The organism is Lacrimispora struthionigena, assembly GCF_048627165.1.
Taxonomy (GTDB): Bacteria; Bacillota; Clostridia; order Lachnospirales; family Lachnospiraceae; genus Lacrimispora.
Genome location: NZ_JBMBWP010000001.1, coordinates 555521 through 572033 on the forward strand (window position 1 = coordinate 555521; position 16513 = coordinate 572033).

The 16513-nt window shown below is 41.4% G+C and carries 15 protein-coding genes; 12 read left to right on the forward strand and 3 right to left on the reverse strand.

The features are described 5' to 3' along the window. Positions 1-57: 57 nt before the first annotated feature. Positions 58-2217, forward strand: coding sequence for a methyl-accepting chemotaxis protein (locus ACOAOT_RS02600; RefSeq protein WP_420215534.1), 2160 nt, complete (start codon positions 58-60; stop codon positions 2215-2217). A 596-nt stretch (positions 2218-2813) separates the two neighbouring features. Here ACOAOT_RS02600 and ACOAOT_RS02605 read toward each other — a convergent pair. Next, positions 2814-3728 (reverse strand): radical SAM protein, encoded by a 915-nt coding sequence (locus ACOAOT_RS02605; RefSeq protein WP_420215535.1) that lies wholly within the window; start codon positions 3726-3728, stop codon positions 2814-2816. Between the two features lie 96 nt (positions 3729-3824). Here ACOAOT_RS02605 and ACOAOT_RS02610 point away from each other — a divergent pair, with 96 nt between their 5' ends. From ACOAOT_RS02610 to ACOAOT_RS02635, 6 genes are all read left to right on the forward strand, one after another. Beyond that, the gene (locus tag ACOAOT_RS02610; RefSeq protein WP_420215536.1) at positions 3825-4535 is read left to right on the forward strand and encodes an AzlC family ABC transporter permease; all 711 of its coding nucleotides are present in this window, start codon (positions 3825-3827) and stop codon (positions 4533-4535) included. Further along, positions 4532-4867, forward strand: a complete 336-nt coding sequence (locus ACOAOT_RS02615; RefSeq protein WP_420215537.1) for a branched-chain amino acid transporter permease — start codon at positions 4532-4534, stop codon at positions 4865-4867. The genes ACOAOT_RS02610 and ACOAOT_RS02615 overlap by 4 nt, the downstream gene beginning before the upstream one ends. Positions 4868-5103: 236 nt before the next feature. Continuing rightward, positions 5104-7158, forward strand: coding sequence for a methyl-accepting chemotaxis protein (locus ACOAOT_RS02620; RefSeq protein WP_420215538.1), 2055 nt, complete (start codon positions 5104-5106; stop codon positions 7156-7158). A gap of 186 nt (positions 7159-7344) precedes the next feature. Then, positions 7345-8856, forward strand: coding sequence for a sensor histidine kinase (locus tag ACOAOT_RS02625; RefSeq protein ID WP_420215539.1), 1512 nt, complete (start codon positions 7345-7347; stop codon positions 8854-8856). A 14-nt stretch (positions 8857-8870) separates the two neighbouring features. Beyond that, positions 8871-9671 (forward strand): response regulator transcription factor, encoded by an 801-nt coding sequence (locus tag ACOAOT_RS02630; RefSeq protein ID WP_420215540.1) that lies wholly within the window; start codon positions 8871-8873, stop codon positions 9669-9671. Between the two features lie 278 nt (positions 9672-9949). Next, positions 9950-10876 carry a TRAP transporter substrate-binding protein gene (locus ACOAOT_RS02635; RefSeq protein ID WP_420216641.1) on the forward strand — a complete coding sequence of 309 codons (927 nt, stop codon included), beginning with the start codon at positions 9950-9952 and terminating at the stop codon, positions 10874-10876. Positions 10877-10930: 54 nt separating this feature from the next. Here the strand turns inward: ACOAOT_RS02635 and ACOAOT_RS02640 are convergent, their stop codons facing one another. After that, positions 10931-11137 (reverse strand): hypothetical protein, encoded by a 207-nt coding sequence (locus ACOAOT_RS02640; RefSeq protein ID WP_420215541.1) that lies wholly within the window; start codon positions 11135-11137, stop codon positions 10931-10933. A gap of 161 nt (positions 11138-11298) precedes the next feature. Between ACOAOT_RS02640 and ACOAOT_RS02645 the strand changes: the two genes are divergently transcribed. Next, positions 11299-11742 carry a LytTR family transcriptional regulator DNA-binding domain-containing protein gene (locus ACOAOT_RS02645; RefSeq protein ID WP_420215542.1) on the forward strand — a complete coding sequence of 148 codons (444 nt, stop codon included), beginning with the start codon at positions 11299-11301 and terminating at the stop codon, positions 11740-11742. Positions 11743-11928: 186 nt separating this feature from the next. Here the strand turns inward: ACOAOT_RS02645 and ACOAOT_RS02650 are convergent, their stop codons facing one another. Then, on the reverse strand, positions 11929-12585 hold the full coding sequence (locus ACOAOT_RS02650; protein ID WP_420215543.1) for a DUF6709 family protein: 657 nt from the start codon (positions 12583-12585) through the stop codon (positions 11929-11931). A 189-nt stretch (positions 12586-12774) separates the two neighbouring features. On the opposite strand from ACOAOT_RS02650, the gene ACOAOT_RS02655 reads away from it, so the two are divergent. From ACOAOT_RS02655 to ACOAOT_RS02670, 4 genes are all read left to right on the forward strand, one after another. Continuing rightward, entirely contained in the window at positions 12775-13815 is a 1041-nt protein-coding gene (locus ACOAOT_RS02655) for a LacI family DNA-binding transcriptional regulator (RefSeq protein WP_420215544.1), read from the forward strand. Between the two features lie 375 nt (positions 13816-14190). Further along, entirely contained in the window at positions 14191-14733 is a 543-nt protein-coding gene (locus ACOAOT_RS02660) for an ABC transporter substrate-binding protein (protein WP_420215545.1), read from the forward strand. A 43-nt stretch (positions 14734-14776) separates the two neighbouring features. Then, complete coding sequence (locus tag ACOAOT_RS02665) at positions 14777-15556, forward strand: extracellular solute-binding protein (RefSeq protein WP_420215546.1); 780 nt, start codon at positions 14777-14779, stop codon at positions 15554-15556. A gap of 71 nt (positions 15557-15627) precedes the next feature. Next, on the forward strand, positions 15628-16512 hold the full coding sequence (locus ACOAOT_RS02670) for a carbohydrate ABC transporter permease (RefSeq protein ID WP_420215547.1): 885 nt from the start codon (positions 15628-15630) through the stop codon (positions 16510-16512). The last annotated feature ends 1 nt before the right edge of the window (position 16513 follow it).

Genomic DNA, 16513 nt, shown 5'->3' on the forward strand with positions numbered 1-16513 from the left:
ATAAATATGGTATAATCTGGTTGACATACAGACATGCTGCGGAAGGGGGATTACGCAATGATGTGGAAACGATTAGGAAAGGGGAAAAAAATACGGTTAGGAAACGGAGGTAGATTTACACATCTTTCAACAAGAATTGCATTTATGGCTGGAATCATGCTGGTGGTTGTATTTGGTATGTTAATCGGGGTAACCTCCCGAATGACAAAGCGTGCGATGCAGCAGTCAGCATTTGGGGAACTGAAAACCCTGGCATCAGAAAACGGGAAGGATATCCAGCAGATCTTCGATACAGCCAATCAGGTATCAAACCGAATTACTTTTTATCTGGAAAACTCATCTGAGAACAGAAAGCTGATGTTAAGCCTTAGAATCAAGGCAGGGAATACGGCAGAACCGTTTTATAAAAGCCGCATATCTGACAAGGTAACACTGGATACCAATGGTATGAGAATTGAAGATTACATGATTTCAACCATTCGGTCTTCTGTGATGTATTCTGAGGATATTAAAGGAATCAGCATTTTGTTTGAGCAGTACGGTTTGAGTTCGGCTGCCAGAAGCTACGGAATCTATTCCAGCCAGGATGGTACTGTTACAAGCTGTGGTAATTATGAAGATTACTCATCAAAAGACTATTATCAGAAAGTGCTGGAGACGGGAGAACGGGTCATTACAGAGCCTTATGAGTCAAATGGTGAGATGATTATTACCATGGCAGTGCCGGTAAGTGTCAATGACAGGATGCTTTGTGTGGTTTCTGTGGACGTGGGACTGGACCGGTTCAGCCAGGTAAAAACAGCCACTTCCTATCCCAGTATGTTTACCTTTATTCTGAATGAAGCAGGAACCATCATATCTGAAAGTACGGGAAAAGAACTTGCAGGAACCAATGTATCTGATTTTGTCAGCACTCAGTCCTGCAAGGAAGGGATAAAAGCAGGAGTTTCATCAGGAGAAGCGTTTCACGTAATTGATGGGGATCGTAAGGGACAAGTCTATTATTTTTTTGAGCCAATCCAATTAAACGGTTCCATCTGGTATTCTGTTACAGCGGTAAATGCCGGTGATATGAACCGGGAGGCTGAACGTATGGCTACCCTGATGACAGTCATATCTGTGACAGCCATGATCATAATTTTGTTTATGATTACTGCAGTTATAAAGAAACAGTTAAAGCCCTTACATAAATTATCTGCAGCAGCGGAACAGATCGCAGAGGGAGATTTAAGCGGATTTTCCGGAGTAGAATCAAGAGATGAGATCGGTCAGACAGCGAAGTCCTTTGAGCGGATGTCATCAAATTTAAAAATAATTATCGACCGGATTTCCCTAGCTCTTCATGAGATTTCGGACAATCATCTGGATCTGGATGTGGATATGGGGCTGTCCGGAGATTTCTTCAAACTGGAAGAAGCAGTAAAAAAAATCACATTAAACTTAAATTCGGTTATGTATGAAGTGAATCAGTCCGCCGGTCAGGTAGCTGCAAGTTCGGGTCAGGTAGCAGAGGGGTCCAAGGTTTTGGCAGATGGAGCAGATGCCCAGGAAAAAACCATTGAGCTGCTGTCAGAATCCGTAAATCATGTATCTGGAAATATTAAGAAGCTGGCCGAAAAAGCTGGAGATGTTTCCATGCAGGTTCAGCAGACCGGGACCGAAGTGGTAAACTGTGATATGTCCATGCAGAATCTGTCAAAAGCCATGGATGAAATACGTGTTTCTTCCGGAGAAATAGAAAAAATTATTAAAGTTATTGAAGACATTGCTTTTCAGACCAATATTCTTGCATTGAATGCAGCCATCGAAGCTGCCAGAGCCGGAGAATTCGGCAAAGGCTTTGCAGTGGTCGCAGGTGAAGTAAGAAACTTGGCTGCCAAGAGCTCAGAGGCTGCAAAGAATACAACAGACCTGATTCAGAGTTCTATATCGGCTGTTGAGAATGGAAACAGTCTTTTGAATGAAACTGCCAACTCTTTGATGAAGGTGTTAGAGGATTCGGCTATGGCAGTGGAAGCAGTGGACTCCATTTCTTCAGCTGCAGGGAAAGAAGCCAGAGCAGTAGAAGAGATAACAAAAGAACTGGACCGGATATCTTTAGCAGTCCGCAACAATTCAGCCACAGCAGAGGAAAGTGCTGTTTCCAGTCAGGAACTTTCCAGACAGGCTCAGTTATTGCGCGAATTGGTGGAACGATTCCGGTTAAGAACGGAATAAAGGGAAAACGCAGAGGGATAATTAACATTCAACTCTGCGTTTTCCTTTTTTTCGACAGAAAACAGCAAATATTGTATAAATCTAATCAAAAATATATTCTGTTTTTATATGAAATATTATATATATAATCTAAATAATTATATACAATATAAAAATTAACAATTAAATTATAAAATAAATAAAAGTATATTGACAAATAACGAAATATCGGCTATAATCATGACATAACAAAGGGAAACCAAAGTTACAAAGAAGAGGAAATCTAATGAAAGGAGGTACAGTCCACCAGAAAGAGCAGATCCGTTTCATTTGAAAGAATGAAACAAAAAGCCCCCCACAATCTACCGATGTGAAGGACCAGTGGAGACGAATCGATTGAATGAAGCGATACATGATTCGTAGTAAAACAAAAGATGGATCCATTAAGAAGCTGGTTGTAGCAACGGAGAGCGTAAAAAATTTATATAGAGCATGTTTAACACCTACATAATTTGTAAGTAAACATGAGATGGAAAAGAGGTATTGATTCCAATGGACGAGATAATATAGAAAGGGATATCGATAATAAATCAAAATCGGTATCCCTTTCTATCTGTTTAATCGACTATAATTCCTTCTAAATCAAATGGCGGTGTATATTCTTCCTTTGCACTGCTTTTTTCTTGCATAAATCCCTGTACCAGATCCAGTTCAATGGCTTTGTTAAGGACCTTATTATATTCATAAGAAGTGATTCTGCGATTGATTTCCGGATACTGAGCACTTTTGTAGAACGGAGTGTACTGGCTCAACAGGCTGATATAATACATACCTTTTTCCAATTCATCCTTTATCCAGGCAAGCAGAGCCATTGAATCATCTTTGGCTCCCGGTAGAACCATGTGGCGTATGATCACACCCTTTTCCATCAGTTCACCAGAAGGGTCAAACTGTGGAGTTCCGGTCTGGCTGATCATCTGTTTTATGGCTTTTGAAGCTTTCTCAAAATAATCGGCTGCATTGCTATAACGCGCAGAAAGTGCGCTGCTTTTATATTTTAAATCAGGAAGCCATATATCCACATATCCATCCAGTGCTTTAATCACTTCTACTGATTCATATCCGCCGCAGTTATAGACTACCGGAACAGAAAGCTTTGATTTCACAAGATCAAGGGCTTTCAACACAGACGGAAGGTACTGTGTGGCAGTTACCAGATTGATGTTGTGGGCTCCCTCATCCTGAAGTTTTAAAAATATCTTAGAAAGCTGTTCTACTGTCAGTTCTCTTCCAAAATGTTCCTGGCTGATGGAGTAATTCTGACAAAAGCAGCAGCGCAGGGTGCAGCCCGAAAAAAAGACAGTTCCGCTTCCACGGCTTCCGCTGATACAGGGTTCTTCCCAGTGATGGAGGGCAGCACGGGCTGCCATGACAGTATTAGTACAGCCGCAGTATCCAGCGCTTCGCCGGCGGTTAACGTTGCAGCTTCTGGGACACAGACTGCATGAATCATACATATCGTCAAAGTTCATATGATAGGCTCCTGTTGTTGACAAATTAATAGTGGTACCTTAATATAATAAAAAATATGCCGGAAAAAGGCAATCAAAAACGACAGGAAATACATTATGGAGAATCGGTACAAAAAAATGGAAGCATTGAAATATGCCTTCCCCAAAACATTGCCCGTTATGGCGGGGTATCTGGTATTAGGCGCAGCCTTTGGAATATTAATGAGAGTAAACGGCTTTGGCATTTTCTGGGCACTCCTATGGAGTGTATTCGTATATGCCGGGAGTCTGCAGTATCTTGGAATTACATTTTTTACAGCAGTGGTAAATCCCTGGTATGCTTTATTCATGTCTGTGATGTTGAATGCCAGACATTTATTTTACGGGCTGTCAATGGTAGATCAGTTAAAAGATGCCGGCAGGTTCAGACCCTATCTCATATTTTCCATGACAGATGAAACTTTTTCAGTTCTTTGCAGTGAACAGGTGCCAGACCATCTTTCCAGACACTGGGTTTATTTTTTCATTGCGGCATTGGACCAGCTATACTGGGTTTTTGGAACGCTTGCAGGCGCCATAGCAGGAACCATGATCCGATTTGACACTGCTGGCATGGATTTTGCCCTGACTGCCCTGTTCACGGTGATTTTTATCGATCAATGGAAATCCCGTAAGAATCATGGACCGGCATGTATCGGAGTTATTTCTTCTGTTTTGTGCGTTATGCTTTTTGGCAAGGATGTTTTTATTGTACCTGCCATGGTGGTGATTATATCCATTATTACCATTGGTTATTGGAGAAGTAAGGATAAGGAGGAACGAAAGTGAAACATTATTTAATCAGTTATGCACTAATTACGCTGGCTATGATTCTGGCTACGGTGCTCACCAGGTTTCTGCCTTTTCTCTTTTTCCCTGCAGGAAAGAAAACACCAAAATATGTGATTTACCTGGGCAATACACTTCCCTATGCTACCATAGGTTTATTAGTGGTCTACTGCTTAAGAGGAGTTTCTTTCACGGCCCATCCTTATGGCCTTCCTGAGGTACTTTCCATCGCAGTCATAGCTGTGCTGCATATATGGAAGGGAAATTCTCTTTTGAGTATTGGCGGTGGCACGGCTCTTTATATGGTATTGATTCAAACTTTTTTTAAATAACCGGGGAGCATGGAGGCTAAAAAAAGATATCTGATTCCTTTTCTTTGTGAAAAATGGAGTAAGATATCTTTTTTTATTTAGATAATAGACTCTTGTCTATTAAAAGATCAATAAAATCCCATTGTCAATTTATGGATACGTTGACAAATAGTTACAAAATATCGTATAATGAAAAAAACCATTTATGAAATGTCATGGTTCACATTTACCAAAGATGAGACAAGGAGCATAAGACTATGAAAACACCGGGGGATAAGAAGTGGAATCGAAAGACCCAGAAGGCAAAAGGAATGGGGTTGGGTAAGAAAAAGAATGCGGGAGCATCAATTAAAGCAAAATTATCTGTGAAGTCACTTAAGATGAAGATGCTGATGTTTATTATTGCAATTATTCTTGGACTTTCCGTAACCAACATGATTGTCAGTATTACGGTAAGTTTTGGTGGTATTACAGATGTTGTAAAGAGTGATCTGGAAGCAACAGGAAAGCTGGTAAATAATCTGATTGTTCAGAATTTAGACCAGATGAAGGTCAGTATTGAAGCCAGTGCTCAGGGAGGAAGCTTAAAGTCTATTAACTCCAGAGTAGTTACAGAGTACTTAAGTAACCAGTGTACCCTTTATGGTTATAAGGATCTGGAGGTAATCAGTAAGGAAGGCGTGGTAACCCGCAGTGCCAGCGGGGAGCACATTGGAGACAGCCTCGCAGGTAAGGATTACATAACAAAAGCATTAAACGGACAGACCACAATTTCAACCACAGAATACGACAGCAACAATGTGCTGGTAATCCGGGTGGCTACCCCTTATGATTTCGGAATCCTTGTAGGTACCTATGACGGAAGTGTGCTGAGCAATCTGATTAAGGACTTTAAGATTGGTAAAACAGGAAATGCATTTCTTTTAGACAGTACCGGAACTTTAATCGGCGGTAATAATGCGGATCTTGTTCAGGAACGCAGCAACATGATTGAAAAATCAAAGAGTGATTCTTCTTACGCCTCTATTGGTAAGATGTTTCAGAAGATCATATCTGGCAACACTGGTATCGGAAAATATGAGTATAAGGGTGTAAGCAGATACTGCTACTACAGCCCGATCAGTGGCAGTGATGGCTGGTCACTTGGAGTTGTGGCACCGATTAATGAAACTACTACCTCAATTTATACTGTAGTGCTGAGTATGGCAATTCTACTGGTTATATCAATTGTTGCAGGCTGTTTCCTGGCTTTCTGGTTTGCAGGTTCCATTGCAAGTCCCATATCAGCAATTGCAGACAGAATGAAGCTTTTATCCAATGGAGATTTAACCAGCGATGTTCCGGTTGTAAAACGGAAAGATGAGATCGGACAGCTTGCTGAGGAAATCGGCAATTATGTTACCAGTGTCAGAGTGTATAACAATACCATTGCGGCATCTATGGACAAGATTGCTTCCGGTGATTTCCGCCGTTCCCAGGATATGAACTTTAATGGCGATTATGTTGTGATCCAGGAAGCCATAATGAAGGCGGAAGATATGCTTTCAAATACCATGCAAACCATCAATATGTCTGCAGATGAGGTTGCAAAGGGCAGTGCCCAGGTATCTCAGGGTGCACAGAATTTAAGCCAGGGTGCAGTGGAACAGGCTGCTTCCGTAGAGGAATTATCTTCTTCTGTTAATGAGATATCAAACAGCCTTTTAAATACGGCTAAGACAGTGGAAGGCATTAATAGCCAGGCCGGACAGGTTGGTAAGGCCATGGAAGACGGCAACGCCCAGATGCAGGTGATGATGCAGTCCATGGAACAGATCACCAGGAAATCCAAGGAGATTGAAAAGGTCAATAAGCTGATTGAAGATATCGCTTTCCAGACTAACATTCTAGCACTGAACGCAGCTGTTGAGGCGGCAAGAGCAGGAGAAGCAGGAAAAGGCTTTGCTGTGGTAGCTGATGAAGTACGTAATCTGGCAGGTAAAAGTGCCAATGCTGCAAAAGACACTTCAAGTCTGGTAGCAGATACCATTACAGCAGTTGAAAAGGGAACAGGAGTTGCTTCTTCAACAGGAGAGACCTTAAACAGCATTCTGATGGAGACAAGAAATATGGTAACAGCCATTGAAAAGTCTGCCAACGAACTGCAGGAGCAGAGTGATAAAGTAACTCAGGTAACAGTTGGAATTGAACAGATTTCTTCTGTAGTACAGAGTAACTCCGCTACAGCAGAAGAAAGTGCTGCAGCCAGTGAGGAGCTTTCCGGTCAGGCAGAGAATTTACGGGAGTTAATGAGTAAGTTCCGTCTTCACTAATAAATAACAGGAAATAATTCCATAATAACCGCAAAGTTACGTCGTGTCTGAACTACGTATCTTTGCGGTTTCGTTTTGGCTGTCAGCTGTTAGAAAACGGCAGGTGCACAAACCGTCCAAATCTGCTATAATGATAAAAGCGGAAAACTTTTAGAGGTATTTTGACAGTGTGAAAGGGGAAATTCGGTGAAAGTGGGACGGTGGGGATCAAAAAAGCTGCATGAGAAGTGGCTTTCTTTTACGTTAAAGCAGAAGATTAAGACAATCGCAGCCATGGTTATTCTGATCGTGGCACTTTCCATTATATTTAATATTGTAATACTTGACTTTGCGCTAAATGGTTTTAATCAGATTCTTGAGGATAATTCCAGATGCCATGACTATCAGGCAGCTATGGAGGAGGAAACAAGGGCATTTAAAGATTATGTAAAGGACCGTTCAGACGAGAGGAGGATATTATTTGAAACAGCCTGTGCCCGGACAGAACGCAGTGTTTTAGAACTGCCTTTTGATTATGACCGGGTGGGGGCCGAGCGCTATTCCGTAACCTGGTCCATTCGGAATGGTTATGAAAATTACAGTAAGTGGAGAGATTTATTCCTTTTAGGGAAGGATAAAAACGGTTTTTCCATAACCCAGTATATTAATGAACTGTACCGGATCTATCGAATGCAGGATTATCTTTCGGACTACGGCAAACGCCTAGTACAGAGTACACTTAGAGAAGGCTCCGATGCCTATCATACGAAAGTACCCATTTTATACCGGTTTCCGGTCATAATTCTGGTACTTGCAGTGTTTAGCATCAGCGGAACCTTTTATGTAAGCCGTATGATGCACCGTGATATGGTGGTTCCGGTGGTGCGTCTGGCGTGTATTTCCAGAAAAATTGCGGGAAATGATTTCAGCAATGAGGATGTAGAAATTGATAATCAGGATGAAATTGGAGAACTGGTCCGTGCCTTTAATAAGATGAAGCACTCCACCAGTCAGTATATTACCACATTAAAAGAGAAAAATGAAATGGCAGATCTTCTTCACAAGGAAGAGATTGAGAAAATGGAGATCGAAAAAAGACTGGATGCAACCAAGCTTGAGCTGTTAAAAAATCAGATTAATCCCCATTTTCTGTTTAATACTTTAAACATGATTTCCTGTATGGCAAAGCTGGAGGATGCAGGGACAACGGAGCGTATGATTGAATGCCTGGGCAATTTATTCCGTTATAACTTAAAAACACCGGAATCGGAGGTGCTCTTAAAAAAGGAGCTTCAGGTAGTGAGTGACTATATGTATTTACAGCAGATGCGGTTTGGCACCAGGCTCCATTACGATATCCAGTGTCTGGTGGACAGCAGCCGGATTATGATTCCTACCTTTACGCTTCAGCCTCTTGTTGAGAATGCAGTGGTCCACGGCATTTCAAAAAAGGAAGAAGGAGGAAATATAAGGATCCGGATCTGGGAAAAAAATCAGAAAATTATGATATCCGTTGCAGATACCGGGGTGGGAATGAGTGAGGAGAGTCTAGGAGAATTAAGAGAAGCCCTGGCAAATCATTCTACTTCAAGAGTAGGAATCGGAGCTGGAAACATTTACCAGAGAATTCATCGTATGTACGATGGAGGGGATTTTCAGATATACAGCAGACAGGGACATGGAACGGCGGTCCTGCTTACCATACCAGTCAGACTGTGACAGAGGGAGCTTATATGTATCGGGTACTGATTGCAGATGATGAATTAATAGAAAGAAAGGTGCTTTATAAAACCCTGACAAGGGAGCTGGGAGACCAGTGTAGAATCTGGCAGGCGGCAAATGGAAGAGAGGCACTGGAATTATTTGATGAGCATGACATCCAGATTGCGGTGCTGGACATCGAAATGCCGGGGATCAACGGCATTGAGGCGGCGGCGGAGATGCGGCGGCGCAAAAGTTCCTGCAGTATTATTTTTCTGACCGCTTTTGATGATTTTTCTTACGCCAAGAAGGCCATTGGAATCCGGGTTCTTGACTATTTATTAAAGCCCTGCAAGGAAGAGGAATTAGTTGGAGTGCTTGATGAAGCCATGCGTCTGGCTGATAAGGCTCTGCTGGAAGAAAAGGGGGAGGAAGTACAGACAATCATGGAGCCTGTATTTAAACCCTCTTCGGAACTGAACACAGGGGACGGGCAGGTAAGGCTTCATAAAGTTGCAGAGGCGATACGGCAATACATGGAGGAAAACTATGTCAGGGACTTATCTATGCAGGATGTGGCAAGGGTGATGAATTATTCAGAAGCATATTTTTGTAAACTGTTTAAACAATGTTTCGATAAAAATTTTACAACATATCTTACGGAATGCAGAGTAGAAGCTGCAAAAAGGCTTTTGACAGAGCCCATGGTCAATGTAAAGGAGATTGGAGAAGCTGTAGGATATAATGATTCCAATTACTTTGCAAAGGTATTTAAGAGGGTTACCGGTATCAGCCCGACAGAATACCGTATGAGCATATTCAACAGAAAATAGGGGCGAATATTGTTGAATATATAAAATTTTAACCGATTCCTTGCGAAAAGCTGCCGGATATAATAAAATATGTTAATAGGATGTTAAGAAGAGACAGAATTCTATTATGACAGCGTTAAGGAAGGACGGGGTTTATGAGAAGGGAACTACCAGGTGTATTGCTGGGTGTTATTATGGCAGTAGTTCTTTCTGGCTGCATAGGACCGGAACAGCCAGTTACGAATGGGGATTCAGATATAAATCAGGGTACATCAGCAGTGGAAGCACCAGGAAAAGGAATGTGGGAAACCCCTGAATACGTATTTACTTATGCGGAAAACCAGGCAGAAGACTATCCAACAACCCAGGGAGCATATAAATTTGCAGAACTGATCAGTCAGAAAACCAATGGAAGAATTTTAATCAATGTCCAGGCAGGCGGGGTATTGGGAGATGAAAAGTCAGTATGTGAGCAGCTGCAGTTTGGTGGCATTGATTTTATGAGAATGTCCTTGTCTCCACTGGCAGAGTTTGTTCCAAAGCTAAACGTACTGCAGCTTCCCTATCTTTATCGGGATGCGGACCACATGTGGCAGGTGCTTGACGGAGCCATTGGAAAGGATTTCATGAATTCCTTTGAAGGTTCCAATCTGGTGCCTTTATCCTGGTATGATGCCGGTGCCAGAAATTTTTATAATTCCGTCCACCCCATCAGGAAGCTGGAAGATATGAAAGGACTTAAAATCCGTGTCCAGGAATCAGAGATGATGATTGGGATGGTGGAAGCACTGGGAGCAAGTCCTGCACCTATGTCTTATGCTGAAGTTTATTCCGCTCTGCAGACCGGAGTAATTAACGGTGCGGAAAATAACTGGCCTTCCTATGAATCCACCAGTCATTATGAAGTGGCAAAGTATTACACCATTGACGAACATAACCGCGTACCAGAACTTCAGCTTTGCTCACAGCCTACCTGGGACAAACTTTCCACGGCGGACCAGGAGATAATCAAAGAGTGTGCATTGGAGTCGGCAGAGTATGAAAGAAGGCTGTGGTCAGAACGTGAAAAAAAATCGGAGGAAAAGGTCCGCCAGGCAGGGTGTCAGATTATAGAGCTGTCGCCGGGCGAGAAGCAGAAATTTCAGGATGCAGTAAAGCCTATGTATGAAAAGTACTGCAGTGATTATATGGATATTGTGGATGCAATTATAGATACTGGAAAATAAGAATGACCCGGCCGGATGTTTTTTGAATATCCGGCTGGGCTTTCCTTTTGGGAATCACTGCTTTTTATCTTTCACCTTTGCTTTGGGAAGATAGGGGTAGAGATCCTGGTATGCTTCCCGTTCTTCATCTGAGGCCGGTTCTGCCGGTATCAGTCCGGTTAAATCTGTGGTGGAACAGGCCTGAATATCAATGTCATAGTTGTTTTTTGCAGTGACCCGTTCCGCCTTCCCGGCAGAGTCTTTATTTTTATCTGATTTCATATCAAGTCTCCTTTCCTTGTGATTGTTAATCCCTTTTTAGTGTGAGAAAATCTACTGTAAATATTCATGGTTTCGTAAAGTATCCATTGGCGTTATAATATTGACCAAACGTTATTAAATAAGGGCGATTTGTCCGTAAATAGATTTACAGGGGGAAGTTTATGAAAATTGCCTTTTTAATTGATCAAAGGGTTAAAATGATTGTCGAAGGAACGGAGTATAATATGATTTTATTATATCCCGAAAAGCAGGAGAATCCCAATAAGCTTTTAAAATATACTGCTTTTTTTAATGGAAAACCTTATGTTTTCAATATGAGGGAGATTTTGTATCTGGAATCCTATTATCGAAAGACAAGCATTGTGTTAAAAAACGAAAAAATGCGGATTAAGGCAAGGCTGAATGAAGAGGAAGGAAAACTTCCCAAAGACTGGTTCACCCGTATCAGCCGCCATGATATCATCAATATGCAGCATATTAAGACTGTAAAGGGAGATGAGGTTGAAATGGTCAATGGAGATATTTTGTATATCAGCCATAGCAGAAGAAAAGAATTTGGTAAGAATTACAGAGCTTATTTAACATTAAATGATAGATTGATTTAAAACGGAAAACGCCATGATAATGGCAAAAAGTGCACACCCCATTGTCAGGAGCGTAGTCAGGTGCTATTGTTAATGCAATGCAAATATTTCCAAGATCGGCAGTTCCTATCTAATTCGATTCTATTATTCGTAATCCAATTGCAGACAGCGAAACTTCAGCCGATTTCGCTGTCTGCTTTTCTTTTCCTATGTTACCGGCATATCTTTGGAAAATTCTTCTAAAATGCGAAGCCGCCTGTAGATCCTTCTGAAAATCAGGACTGATAAGAAAAGAAATACAGTACCTGCGGCGAACAAAATCCGGCTTATGATAAAAGCTCTGGGCTGGATCAAGAAAGGGGATCCCATTGCCTTTATTTCTTCTTCACTATATCCAGCATCTGTTAAGTATCTATGAAAATATGGAATCAGTTTTTTCTTCATCGGGATGATCTCACCGTCAATAAATATTTCCATCCTTGGTTTTTGACCGCCCTTTAAAAACGCATAAGTTTCATCAGTCAGTATGTCAAAAGATACATTCTGGTCATGGTCTGTTTTAAGACCCAGATAACCGCCATAAAAAGGAATGATATAATAATTTCCAGAGTTCTTCTTTGGAACGATGATTCCCTCACTGTTTTTTTTATAAGTGGTATCAGAGGCGAAATAGTCCAGTGCATAGACCACATTACCCTCAACATGACTCCCGATTTTGATTTCTCTTCCATCAAGAAGATCTTCAAAGGTGACGGGAGGGAGAAATGATGTAATAAAGCCAGAGAAAGAGAGCAGGATGAGAATCATGCCTGCTGTAAATAATATTAAAATACTGCCGTTAATAGACTGCATTATCTTATTCATTGGTTCATAAACTCCTTTTCCATAAGTTTATACAATGCCATGGTAACAAAAGCGACAATAAATGTCAAGAAATATAAATATATGAAACCAAAAAAATAAATATCTGTTTTTATGAAACGTTTAATATTTCTATATTGACAATTAATTAAAAATCTGAGTTAATAAATAAAAAGATCTCTGGAGGAAATAATGGCGACAATTAAAGAGCTGGCAAAATGCTGCGGCGTATCAGTGGCTACAGTTTCCAATATTTTGAATAATAAACCTGGTGCCAGTGATAAAACCAGGAAGCTGGTTTTGGAAATGGCAGAACAGCTAAATTATACGCCCAATATTGTAGCAAAAAATTTAAAGATGCAGAAGACCAGAAGCATCGGTGTAATTGCGGAAGATATGACTATATTCAGCATACCGGATATTATTGACGGAATCACGGATTATTGTCAGAAGCAGGAATACCAGATTCTGTTAACTAATTTAAGACTGTTTAAAAAATATAATGATACTTATTATAACAAAGACGATTATTATGAGCTGGTCAGGCAGGAAATTAAAAAACTGATGGAAAAGCAGGTAGAGGGAATTATCTACGTGGCTGCTCATGAGCGTGTAATTCATTGTATTCCGGATAACCTGCCTATCCCTGCAGTTATGGCATACGGGTATTCCAAAAGCAGGAAGATCCCTTCAGTCGTCGTAGATGATGTCAGTGGAGCGGCTGCTATCGTAACCTATCTACTGGATCAGGGTCACAAAAAGGTGGGGGTCATAACCGGAAAGCCGGACAGTCTTCATGCCCAGGCCAGGCTGGTAGGATATCAGCAGGTTTTATTCCAGAATAAAATTCTTTACGATCCGGGTCTTGTGGCAGAGGGAGACTGGACAAGAGAGTCCGGATACCGCTGCGCTGCTGAACTTCTAGAAAAAGGAGTTACTGCCATATTTGCAATGAATGATCTGATGGCAGGCGGGGTTTACGACAGAGTGGAGGAATTAAAACAGACCATAGGCAATGAAATCTCCGTTGCCGGATATGATGACAGAGAACTTTCCGGATACTACCATCCTCCTCTGACAACGGTCAGTCTGCCGCTCCATGATATTGGATATAAGGCCAGCGAGTGGATGATAGAACTGTTAAATGGGGGAGAGCTGGAACATACAGAGGAGAATGTTTGTGCAGTGGAATGCATGCTTCTGATCCGGAAGTCAGTGAAGAATATCAATTAGAATTTAAGTATTTATTAGAACGTTTATCTGTCGTTAACACAGCTGGACGTTCTTTTTTTGCGTTGGAAAGAAAATTCGACAGAAATAAACAAGAAATTATATAAAATTACATAGTTAAACGATTTAAATTTACCGATAAATTATGCAAAAATACTTTACATTACCCTTTTCATGTGTTAGTATGCAATCATATATATGAATTTTAGTGAAAATCGAGCATCGTGAACAGAGATAAACACAAAAAAGGCCGGATTATTCAAAAAACATATGAAACGTTTAATAAACCGGCAGTACCTCCCTGGGGGGAGTTTTTTAGAATCATGCAGATGGCAGAATCTGTGTTGATAAGAAAGAATTAAAAAGGAGGATTCATTCATGAAAAAAAGAGTATTGGGGGCTCTTGCATGTGCAGCCATGGCAGTGATTCTGGCAGCAGGCTGTAGCACTAAGGGCAGCTCGGGTGAAGCAGGAAGCAAAGGAGCCTCTGCTGGAAAAAAGTCAATGGAGGTAGCAGGCAGCGATGTTACCACCATAAATGTATGGACATTTATTGAACTGCATCAGGATTTTTACGTCAACATGGCTGAAAAATGGAATCAGGCACACCCTGATAAAAAGGTGAAGCTGGTGTTAAGCAATATGCCATACGATGACATGCATAATAAGCTGTCTCTTGCATTGGAGTCTGGAGAAGGGGCACCTGATGTTGTGGACATTGAGCTTGGTAAGTTTCCGGCCTTCATGGTTGGCAAGATCGGATTAATGGAACTAAATGATGTGATTGATCCTTACCGCGATAATATTGTAAAATCCCGTCTTGGAATCTATTCCAAAGATGGAAAGGAATATGGTCTTCCCACCCATGTAGGCACTACGGTGGCATTTTACAATGAAAAGCTGTTAAAAAACAGGAATTAATTATGAGGACATCAAGACCTGGGATCAGTTTAAAGAGGCCGGAGTGAAATATCACGAAGCCACTGGAAAGTATTTCTCCTGTGTGGAGACATCGGCTTCCTGGATGGTTAACCTGATGCTGGCTCAAAAAGGCGGAGATTACGTTGATGAGAAAGGGAATTTAAACTTAAACAGCAAGGAACTGACAGAAGTTTTGGAATACATAAAAGGAATGCAGGAAACTGGAGCTTTTGCAACTGTTCCGGGAGGACAGCCGGATAATGAAGAGGCTTATCCTTCTTACAATACGGGAGAGTATGCTGTGCAGATCATGCCGTTCTGGCAGACATCCAGATTTGTAAACTACATGAAAGACTTAAAGAAACAGGTTGCCATCTCAACCGTGCCTGTCTGGAATGAGAATGATAAAGAGGTAGCAACCATCGGCGGAGGCGGTACAGGAACCGCAATTGTAAAATCAGGCAAGAATGCAAAGCTGGCTGCGGAAGTTATGGCTTATATCAAGCTTTCCGAGGATTCCAACCGTGAAGTATGGAATGTGCTTGGATTCGATCCTGTTAATACGGCAGTGTGGACGGATAAGTCCCTGACCCAGAATCCCGATAACCAGTTCATTCAGTATTTTACCAATTACCCCTTTGATACGCTGTTAAAAACAAAGGACAGCATCGGACTGTTAAGAGCGTATACCGATGAGAAATATCCTTCTATCAACAATGAATTGTGTACTGTAACCTTAAACAGTATTTTTGAGGATGGGAAAGATGTAAAAGAAGTCCTTGATTCTTCCCAGGAAACCTTAAAAAATGAATTTAAAAAATAAGATCAGGAATGCCGCAGGGAGTGATACCCCTGCGGCTGCTGTGTAGAAATCATTACTGGAAGGAGGACAAAATGAAGAAATTCTTCTATTCGAAAAAAATAGCTCCTTATGTATTCATCTGCCCTTTTGTCATAACCGTGCTGTTGTTCTGGTTAGTTCCTATCTGCAACGGGGTACTTTTAAGCTTTCAGGATGTGTTAAAAAACAAGTGGGTGGGGTTCGATAATTATTCCAGACTTTTAACGGATAAAATATTTAGAAAAGCATTATGGAACAGCTTTAAATATATGACTGGAACACTGATATTACTGATCCCATTTCCCATGCTGTTTGCAACCATGTTAAACAGCAGATGGATTAAAAAGACGGAGTTTTTTAAGTCTGTGTATTTTATACCGGCTCTTACCTCGGTTGTAGTTGCAGGTACCATATTCCGGCTGATGTTTGGAGAATCTGGGACCTCACTGTTTAATCAGGTGCTGGGAATGCTGGGAGTTAGTCCGGTTAAATGGTTAAAAGGGGCAGGCACAAGCTTTTTTGCCCTTCTTCTCCTGGCTTGCTGGAGATGGACCGGCGTAAATATTTTATATTTTCTGGCAGGCTTACAGAGCATACCAACGGATCTATATGAAGCAGCTTCCATAGACGGTGCGTCCGGCTGGCAGCAGTTTATTAAAATCTCGGTTCCCCTTGTAAAGCCTACCACCGTCTATGTGCTTACCATCAGCATCTATGCCGGTCTTTCCATGTTCTTAGAGAGCAATATGCTGTTTAAAGGAAACAATTCTCCCAATAACATCGGGCTTACAATCGTGGGATATTTATACAGACAGGGAGTGGAAAAACGGGCGCTGGGTTATGCATGCGCAGTTGGTCTTATTTTACTTCTTGTAGTTATGATTGTGAACTTAATTCAGTTGAAGGTTACTGGAACGTTTGAAGAGGGGAGGGACTGAT

What these genes read in the sequence shown, in the direction of transcription:
- ACOAOT_RS02600 (WP_420215534.1), top strand. Translation starts at nt 58, where the DNA reads ATGATGTGGAAACGATTAGGAAAGGGGAAAAAAATACGGTTAGGAAAC.
- ACOAOT_RS02605 (WP_420215535.1), bottom strand. Translation starts at nt 3,728, where the DNA reads ATGAACTTTGACGATATGTATGATTCATGCAGTCTGTGTCCCAGAAGC.
- ACOAOT_RS02610 (WP_420215536.1), top strand. Translation starts at nt 3,825, where the DNA reads ATGGAGAATCGGTACAAAAAAATGGAAGCATTGAAATATGCCTTCCCC.
- ACOAOT_RS02620 (WP_420215538.1), top strand. Translation starts at nt 5,104, where the DNA reads ATGAAAACACCGGGGGATAAGAAGTGGAATCGAAAGACCCAGAAGGCA.
- ACOAOT_RS02630 (WP_420215540.1), top strand. Translation starts at nt 8,871, where the DNA reads ATGTATCGGGTACTGATTGCAGATGATGAATTAATAGAAAGAAAGGTG.
- ACOAOT_RS02635 (WP_420216641.1), top strand. Translation starts at nt 9,950, where the DNA reads ATGTGGGAAACCCCTGAATACGTATTTACTTATGCGGAAAACCAGGCA.
- ACOAOT_RS02640 (WP_420215541.1), bottom strand. Translation starts at nt 11,137, where the DNA reads ATGAAATCAGATAAAAATAAAGACTCTGCCGGGAAGGCGGAACGGGTC.
- ACOAOT_RS02645 (WP_420215542.1), top strand. Translation starts at nt 11,299, where the DNA reads ATGAAAATTGCCTTTTTAATTGATCAAAGGGTTAAAATGATTGTCGAA.
- ACOAOT_RS02650 (WP_420215543.1), bottom strand. Translation starts at nt 12,585, where the DNA reads ATGAATAAGATAATGCAGTCTATTAACGGCAGTATTTTAATATTATTT.
- ACOAOT_RS02655 (WP_420215544.1), top strand. Translation starts at nt 12,775, where the DNA reads ATGGCGACAATTAAAGAGCTGGCAAAATGCTGCGGCGTATCAGTGGCT.
- ACOAOT_RS02660 (WP_420215545.1), top strand. Translation starts at nt 14,191, where the DNA reads ATGAAAAAAAGAGTATTGGGGGCTCTTGCATGTGCAGCCATGGCAGTG.
- ACOAOT_RS02670 (WP_420215547.1), top strand. Translation starts at nt 15,628, where the DNA reads ATGAAGAAATTCTTCTATTCGAAAAAAATAGCTCCTTATGTATTCATC.